The organism is Blastococcus mobilis, from assembly GCF_900188025.1.
In the GTDB taxonomy this organism is placed as follows: Bacteria; Actinomycetota; Actinomycetes; order Mycobacteriales; family Geodermatophilaceae; genus Blastococcus_B; species Blastococcus_B mobilis.
Genome location: NZ_FZNO01000027.1, coordinates 52,016 through 59,949, shown reverse-complemented (window position 1 = coordinate 59,949; position 7,934 = coordinate 52,016). Strand labels below are relative to the sequence as shown.

The window sequence follows — 7,934 nt, the reverse complement described above, 5'->3', positions numbered from 1 at the left end:
GGCCGTCAGCGCCTTCTGCGCCTCGACCGGATAGCGGGATTCGGCGTCCACCTCGGCGGCGTAGGGGGCGATCTCCCGTTCGGCGATCTCCCGGACCGCGGCCCGGATCGCCTCGTGCTCCTCGGTGAGGGCGTACAGCCCAGGGTGCGTCACGGTCGTGCTCCTCGAGGTCAGCGGGGGTAGGGGAAGAAGCCGCGGCCCGTCTTGCGGCCGAGCAGGCCGGCGTCGACCATTCGCAGCAGCAGTGGGGGAGGCGCGTAGAGCGGCTCCTTGAACTCCTCGTACATCGACTGCGCCACCGCGGCGGTGGTGTCCAGGCCGATCAGGTCCGCCAGCGCAAGTGGGCCCTGCGGATGCGCGCAGCCCTGCACCATGCCGGCGTCGATGTCCTTCGCACTCGCGAAACCGGACTCCAGCATCCGAATCGCGGAGAGCAGATACGGAATCAGCAGCGCGTTGACGATGAAGCCGGCACGGTCCTGCGAGCGGATGGTGGTCTTGCCCAGCCGCTTCTCGGCGAAGTCGGTGACCGCGAGCAAGGTGTCATCCGAGGTGAGCAGGCTGGCCACGATCTCCACCAGGGGCAGCACCGGCGCCGGGTTGAAGAAGTGCACGCCGACGACGCGGTCGGGCCGTCCAGTGACGCTGGCCATCTTCACCAGCGGGATGGAGGACGTGTTCGAGGCCAGAATCGCGTCGGGACCGAGGAGAGCGTCGAGTCGACGGAAGAGGTCCAGCTTGAGCTCCTCGACCTCCGGGACCGCCTCGATGACGAGGTCGGCCTCGGCCGCGGCTCCGAGGTCGGTTGCCAGGTCAATGCGGCTCAGAGCCGCCGCGGCTTCGGCGGCGGTGATCCTGTCGGCCCGGACGGCGCGCTGCAGTGAGGTGTCGATCCGGGCGCGGCAGCGCTCGATCACGTCGGGCGCGGCTTCGACGACGACGACCCGCGAACCGGCCCGGGCGCAGACCTCCGCAATCCCAGCGCCCATGGTGCCGCCGCCGATGACTGCGATTCGGTGCATGCCAGCTGTTCCCCTCGACCGGACCCGTGTAGATAGTTGGACGTCCTAGTAGTTGCGGTAGGTTACATGGACGTCCTACTAACTCACCGTCGTCGGGTCGCCACGGCGGTGTCGTATCTCCTGGGAGTGGCATGCCTGGCACGCCGTCTGACCTGCACGTCCCCCTCCATCCGGTGCGGTTCGTGACCGCGGCGAGCCTGTTCGATGGACATGACGCTGCGATCAACGTGATGCGGAGGCTGCTGCAGAGCCAGGGCGCGGAGGTAGTCCATCTCGGGCACGACCGCAGCGTGGACACCGTGGTGCGGGCGGCGCTGGAGGAGGACGTGCAGGGAGTAGCGATCTCGTCCTACCAGGGCGGGCACGTCGAGTACTTCAGCTATCTGGTGGAGCGGTTGGCCGAGGCCGGCGCCGGACACGTGCAGGTGTTCGGTGGGGGTGGCGGAGTGATCGTTCCGGAGGAGATCGCTCTGCTCCGCGAGCGGGGCGTGACGATCTTCGCGCCGGAGGACGGGCAGCGGCTCGGGCTTCCGGGCATGATCAACGAGCTGATCCGTGCCTGCGACAGGGACCTGACCGTCGCGGGGCCGGACGTCGACGCGGTGCTCACCGGCGACCCCGCGGCGCTGGCCCGCGCGATCACCGTCCTCGAGGCCGGCCGCTCCCCGGAGCTGGCCCAGCAGCTGCGGGCGGCGACGGCCGGTCGCACCGTGCCGGTGCTGGGCATCACCGGTACGGGCGGTTCGGGGAAGTCGTCGTTGACCGACGAGCTGCTGCGCCGGCTGCGCCTGGATCAGGAGGACAAGCTGCGGATTGCGGTGCTGGCGATCGACCCGACCCGACGCCGCGGCGGCGGGGCGTTGCTGGGTGACCGGATCCGGATGAACGCCCTGGAGACGGGCGGGGCGGGACGGACGTTCTTCCGCTCCCTGGCCACTCGCACGGCCGGCGCGCAGGTTCCCGAGCACCTGGACGACATCCTGGCCGCGGTCAAGGCGGCCGGCTACGACCTGGTGATCGTGGAGACGCCGGGCATCGGGCAGGGGGACGCGGCCATCGTCCCGTTCTCGGACGTCTCGCTGTACGTGATGACGCCGGAGTTCGGCGCCGCGTCGCAGCTGGAGAAGATCGACATGCTCGACTTCGCCGACGTCGTGACGGTCAACAAGTTCGAGCGACGCGGCGCGGAGGACGCCCGCCGGGACGTGGCTCGGCAGATGGTGCGCAACCGGCAGGCCTTCGGTGTCCCGTGGGAGCAGATGCCGGTGTTCGGCACCAGCGCGGCGCGGTTCAACGACGACGGCGTCACCGCCCTGTACCAGGAACTGAAGGAGCTGCTGGCGGCCAAGGGGCTGCCGGCGGGGGCGGGTGTGCTGCCGCGGGTCGACGTCCGCGCCTCCTCCGGCCTGTCCAGCATCGTCCCCTCGTCCCGGTCCCGCTACCTGGCCGAGATCGCCGAGGCGGTGCGCGGCTACCACGCCGCAACCGAGGCGCAGGCCGAGGTGGCGAGCCGGCGTCAGGCTGTGCGCACCACCGCCGCGCTGCTCGGCGACGACGTCACCGCGGCTCGGGTGCGCCAGTTGCAGGACGACGCCGACCGCGAGTTGCTGCCCGAGGCGCGCGAGCTGCTCGAGCAGTGGCCGGCCCGGGTCGAGGACTACTCCGGCGACGAGTACGTCTACCGGGTGCGGGACAAGGAGATCCGCACTGCGCTGACCCGCACGACGCTCTCGGGCAACCAGGTGCGCCGGGTCTCGGTGCCCCACATCCGCGACGAGGGTCAGCTGCTGCGCTTCCTGCGCCGGGAGAACCTGCCCGGCTTCTTCCCGTTCACGGCGGGAGTGTTCCCGTTCAAGCGGGAGGGAGAGGCGCCGGCCCGGATGTTCGCCGGCGAGGGTGACGCCGCCCGCACCAACCGGCGGTTCAAGATGCTGTCGGCCGGCGGCGAGGCGACCCGCCTGTCGACGGCGTTCGACTCGGTGACGCTCTACGGCCGTGATCCCGATCTGCGGCCGGACATCTACGGCAAGGTCGGCACGTCCGGCGTCTCGATCGCGACGCTGGACGACATGAAGGTGCTGTACTCCGGCTTCGACCTGTGCGCGCCGAGCACGTCGGTGTCGATGACGATCAACGGGCCGGCACCGGCGATCCTCGCGATGTTCCTCAACACAGCCATCGACCAGCGCCTCGACGCCTTCCGCGACGAAGAGGGTCGCGAGCCGGACGCGGCCGAGGCCGAGGAGGTCCGCGCCTGGGTGCTGGCCAACGTCCGCGGCACGGTGCAGGCCGACATCCTCAAGGAGGACCAGGGCCAGAACACCTGCATCTTCTCCACCGAGTTCGCGCTCCGTTGCATGGGTGACATCCAGCAGTGGTTCATCGACCACTCGGTGCGCAACTTCTACTCGGTGTCGATTTCCGGCTACCACATCGCCGAGGCGGGGGCGAACCCGATCAGCCAGTTGGCGTTTACCCTGGCCAACGGCTTCACCTACGTGGAGTCCTACCTGGCCCGCGGGATGGACATCGACGACTTCGCGCCGAACCTGTCGTTCTTCTTCTCCAACGGCATGGACGCCGAGTACTCGGTGATCGGCCGGGTGGCCCGCCGGATCTGGGCGGTCGCGATGAAGGAGAAGTACGGGGCGGGGGAACGGTCGCAGAAGCTGAAGTACCACGTGCAGACCTCCGGCCGGTCGCTGCACGCCCAGGAGATGGACTTCAACGACATCCGCACGACGCTGCAGGCGCTGTGCGCGATCTACGACAACGCCAACAGCCTGCACACCAACGCCTACGACGAGGCGGTCACCACCCCCAGCGAGTCCTCGGTCCGCCGCGCGCTCGCGATCCAGATGATCATCGACAAGGAGTGGGGGCTGGCCGGCAACGAGAACCCGCTGCAGGGCTCCTACATCATCGAGGAGCTCACCGACCTGGTGGAGGAGGCGGTGCTGGCCGAGTTCGACCGGATCGCCGAGCGCGGCGGCGTGCTGGGTGCCATGGAGACCGGGTACCAGCGCGGCCGCATCCAGGACGAGTCGATGCTCTACGAGCACCGCAAGCACGACGGCAGCCTGCCCATCGTCGGCGTCAACACCTTCCTCGACCCGCACCGCGACGAGGCGCCGCCGCAGCCGGTCGAGCTCGCCCGCGCCACCGAGGCGGAGAAGCAGTCCCAACTGCAACGGCTGGCCGACTTCCACGCCCGGCACGCCGACGAGGCGCCCGCCGCGCTGGCCCGCCTCCAGCAGGTCGCCATGGACGGCGGCAACGTCTTCGCCGAACTCATGAACGCCGTCCAGTCCTGCTCTCTCGGGCAGATCTCCGACGCCTTCTTCGAGGTCGGCGGCCAGTACCGGCGCAACGTGTGACCGACGCAGCGGCGGCAGGGCGCGTCCCCGTGACGGTGGGCCCGCCCGGAGGCACGGCTGTCTTCTCCCTGCAGCTGCCGCAGGTGGGGAGAAGCTCCTGATGACGCCACCGCTCCCGTTCGACCCGGTGGGGCAAGCAGCCCGGCTGTGGCGCGAGCGCGGGTGGACCGAGGCTGCGGACGGCATGGCGGCGGTCACCTCGCTCATGCGTGCCCAGGCCATCGTGCAGGCCCGGGTGGACGACGTCCTGCGCCCGATGCAGCTGAGCTTCGCCCGCTACGAGCTGCTCATGCTCCTGTCGTTCACGCGCAACGGTGGCCTTCCGATGGCGAAGGCGGGCGCACGGCTGCAGGTCCACCCGGCCAGCGTCACCAACGCCGCCGGCCGGCTGGAGGCAGCCGGGCTGGTGGTGCGCCGCCCGCACCCGGGCGACGGCCGCGCCGTCCTGGTGGAGATAACCGACGCGGGCCGTGCTGTGGCCGCCGAGGGGACCGAGCGGCTCAACCGGCTGGTCTTCGGCCGGCCGGAAATGACCAGCGCCCCGATGCGGACCCTCGTGGAGATCCTGCGGGACGTGCGCCGGGAAGCCGGAGACTTCCAACCATGACCTCGGTGCCCCTGCCGGACGACCTGGGGACCCCGGTGGCGCTCGACCGGCCGCCGCGGCGGATCGTGTCGCTCGTCCCCTCGTTGACCGAGGCGCTGGCGCTCACCGTGCCCGGGCGGCTGGTCGGCGCCACCGACTGGTGCACCCACCCCGCCGATCTGGACGTCCCACGCGTGCGCGGTACGAAGAACCCTGACCGGGCGGCCATCGCGGCGCTCGCCCCGGAGCTCGTGGTGGCCAACCAGGAGGAGAACCGTCGGTTGGACGTCGAACGCCTGCGGGCGGCCGGTATCCCGGTCTGGGTGACCGTCATCGAGTCGCTCGATCAGGCGCTGCGGTCGATGCGCCGACTGCTCACCGAGGTGCTCGCTGTCGAGGAACCGGCCTGGCTCACCGCTGCGGCACGCGAGTGGGCGCGACCGGCGCCGAAGCGGACGGCCCAGGTCGTGGTCCCGGTCTGGCGCGACCCGTGGATGGTTGTGGGCAGCCGCACGTTCACCGGCGATCTGCTCGCACGCCTGGGGTTACGGAACGTGTACGGCGCGAGCGTGGAGCGGTATCCCCGCGTGGAACTCGCCGACCTCCACCGGGCCGGCGCAGAGCTGGTGGTGCTGCCCGACGAGCCCTACGTCTTCAGCCCTCACGACGGCCCCGAAGCCTTTCCGGGAGTGCGCACCGTGCTGGTGTCCGGGCGGGACATCACGTGGTACGGACCGTCGCTGGCGACGGCACGGGAGCGGCTGCTGAGGCAGATCGAGCGTTGACCTCGTCCTTCATGGGTCGCGCGACCAACCCGGCGGCGTGCGCTCCGACCGCCGGGGAGGACGTCGCTCGTGCGCATGATGCGGCTCGGTTCGGCCCCTGTTGAGGGGCACACGAACCCCGTCCCCCTGGTCAGGAGCCGCTCCACACCGGCTGCCGCTTCTCCGCGAAGGCGGTGGCTCCCTCGCGGGCGTCCGCGCTGGAGAAGACAGTCTCCATCTCCCGTTCCTGGAGCGCGTAGACCGACCTGTCCCAGTCGGTGCCGGCGCCGGTGGCGGCCCGCACCAGACGCTTGGATGCGCGCACGGCCAGCGGCGCGTTGGCGACGATCTCTGCTGCCAGGCCGAGGGCGGTGTCGAGCACCTCTGCAGCCGGAACCACCCGGTTGACGAGACCGTACCGTTCGGCGACCGCCGGCGCGATGGGCCGGCCGGTCAGGGCGTGCTCCATGGCCAGCTTGGCGGGCAGCTGGCGGGGCAGGCGGATCAGTCCGGCGGCCGCCGCGAACAGCCCACGCTTGACCTCGGGCAGGCCCAGTGCGGCATCGTCGGCCAGGACGGCGAGGTCGCTCGCGAGAACGATCTCCGTCCCGCCGCCGAGTGCGAAGCCATTGACGGCGGCGATGAGCGGTTTGGAGATCTCGTGCTCGACGAGGCCGGCGAAACCCCACTCGGGGTGGCCGGGCGCGCCGACGTCCAGGCCGGCAGCTATGGCTTTCAGATCGGCCCCCGCGCAGAAGGCCCGGCCGGCACCCGTGACGACGCAGGCCCGGATGCCGTCGTCCTGCTCGATCTCCTCCAGCGCCGCGCCAACGGACCCGGCGAGGTCGGCGTTGACGGCGTTCAAGGCCGAAGGCCGGTTCAAGGTGAGGATCGCGACACCGTCGCGCTTCTCGAGGATCGCAGCTGCGCTGTCGTTCATGAGTTCACATCCACTGGGTCGTCGTGGCGCGGGGCGGGGGAGCACCCGTGCGGCATGAGTGGCTCAGGTGCCGGCGTGCAGCGGGCGCTGCACCGGCGGTGTCGGCGCGGCCGTGGCCGGTGCGGGAAAGGCGTCGGACCGCATGAACACCCATCTGCCCTCGCGGGTCTGCTGCGCCACGGGCGAGGTCCAGAGCTGCTCCCTGTCGCGTCACAGGAGGTCGAGGCCGGCCGCCGCGACGGCCTGCACCTCGCGGTCGAGGTTCCCGAACGACTGGCCACCCATGGCGCCCGCGCTGGCGCGGACCGAGACACCCTGGGCGATGACGGCGAACTTGAAGTGCGCGAAGGCCGTGTAGAAGCCGAGTTCGCCGAGGTCGGTGCCGGTGGCGGCGGCGTACCGCTCGACCACGTCGGCGCGGGTGGGGAAGCCCGGGAGCTGGGTGACCCCGGGGGTGAGCGAGGAGACGTCGGGCTCCCCGGCGTGTCGCCAGAACAGCAGCAGCATGCCGAGGTCGGCGAGCGGGTCGCCGAGCGTGGACAGCTCCCAGTCGAGCACCGCCTTCACACGGCCGGGATCGACCGAGTCGAGGACGACGTTGTCGATGCGGTAGTCGCCGTGGACGATGGTCGCCGCCTGCTGCACCGGTATCCGGGCCGCCAGTCGGCGTCCCAGCTCCTCGACTTCGGGCACGTTGCGGGTGCGCGACTTCTCCCACTGACCGGACCACCGGCGCACCTGCCGCTCCATGAAGCCGGTGGGGCGGCCGTAGTCGCCGAGCCCCACGGCGTCCTGGTCGACCTGGTGGAGCGCCGCCAGGGTGTCGACGAAGCCGAAGGAGAGCGCGCGCCGCTCCTCCTGGGTGACGGCGTACCCGTCGGGCATGGTGTCGCGGATGACGTGCCCGTGCACCCGTCCCATGACGTAGCACTGGATGCCGATCAAGCCGCCTGGGTCGGCCAGCACGATGGGGGCCGTCGGCACGGGCGTCCCGGCCAGCGCGGACTGGATACGTGCCTCGCGCATCATGTCGTGGGCGCTGGGAAGCAGCGCGCCGGTCGGTGGACGACGGAGCACCATCTCGCCGGCGGTGCTGGTGAGCAGGAACGTCAGGTTCGACTTGCCGCCGCTGATCAGCTGCGCACGGACGTCGGACCAGCCGGGGTCGCCCGTTGCCTCCACCAGCGCCGGAGCCAGCCGGTCGGTCGGAACCAGCTCCGACTTCGCCGTCGCCTCGGTCACCGG

General features: G+C 70.9%; 7 protein-coding genes. 3 read left to right on the top strand and 4 right to left on the bottom strand.

Translation table 11 applies throughout. The features are described 5' to 3' along the window. Together CHB94_RS20070 and CHB94_RS20065 are read right to left on the bottom strand one after the other, a co-directional pair. The coding region (locus tag CHB94_RS20070) for an acyl-CoA dehydrogenase family protein (protein WP_141137575.1) at positions 1 to 153 on the bottom strand (153 nt) is incomplete at its 3' end. A gap of 17 nt (positions 154 to 170) precedes the next feature. Beyond that, complete coding sequence (locus CHB94_RS20065) at positions 171 to 1,022, bottom strand: 3-hydroxybutyryl-CoA dehydrogenase (protein WP_089338331.1); 852 nt, start codon at positions 1,020 to 1,022, stop codon at positions 171 to 173. A gap of 131 nt (positions 1,023 to 1,153) precedes the next feature. Between CHB94_RS20065 and icmF the strand changes: the two genes are divergently transcribed. The 3 genes from icmF (at position 1,154) to CHB94_RS20050 (ending at position 5,770) form a co-directional block, all read left to right on the top strand. Continuing rightward, the gene (icmF, locus tag CHB94_RS20060) at positions 1,154 to 4,399 is read left to right on the top strand and encodes a fused isobutyryl-CoA mutase/GTPase IcmF (RefSeq protein ID WP_089338330.1); all 3,246 of its coding nucleotides are present in this window, start codon (positions 1,154 to 1,156) and stop codon (positions 4,397 to 4,399) included. A 100-nt stretch (positions 4,400 to 4,499) separates the two neighbouring features. Next, positions 4,500 to 5,006: a MarR family winged helix-turn-helix transcriptional regulator gene (locus CHB94_RS20055; protein ID WP_089338329.1), complete on the top strand. Its 507-nt coding sequence runs from the start codon at positions 4,500 to 4,502 to the stop codon at positions 5,004 to 5,006. Then, the gene (locus tag CHB94_RS20050; protein WP_089338328.1) at positions 5,003 to 5,770 is read left to right on the top strand and encodes a helical backbone metal receptor; all 768 of its coding nucleotides are present in this window, start codon (positions 5,003 to 5,005) and stop codon (positions 5,768 to 5,770) included. The genes CHB94_RS20055 and CHB94_RS20050 overlap by 4 nt, the downstream gene beginning before the upstream one ends. Positions 5,771 to 5,900: 130 nt before the next feature. Here the strand turns inward: CHB94_RS20050 and CHB94_RS20045 are convergent, their stop codons facing one another. Both CHB94_RS20045 and CHB94_RS20040 read right to left on the bottom strand, forming a co-directional pair. Beyond that, positions 5,901 to 6,689, bottom strand: a complete 789-nt coding sequence (locus CHB94_RS20045) for a crotonase/enoyl-CoA hydratase family protein (RefSeq protein WP_089338327.1) — start codon at positions 6,687 to 6,689, stop codon at positions 5,901 to 5,903. A gap of 210 nt (positions 6,690 to 6,899) precedes the next feature. Continuing rightward, positions 6,900 to 7,931, bottom strand: a complete 1,032-nt coding sequence (locus CHB94_RS20040) for a phosphotransferase family protein (RefSeq protein WP_089338326.1) — start codon at positions 7,929 to 7,931, stop codon at positions 6,900 to 6,902. Positions 7,932 to 7,934 lie beyond the last annotated feature (3 nt).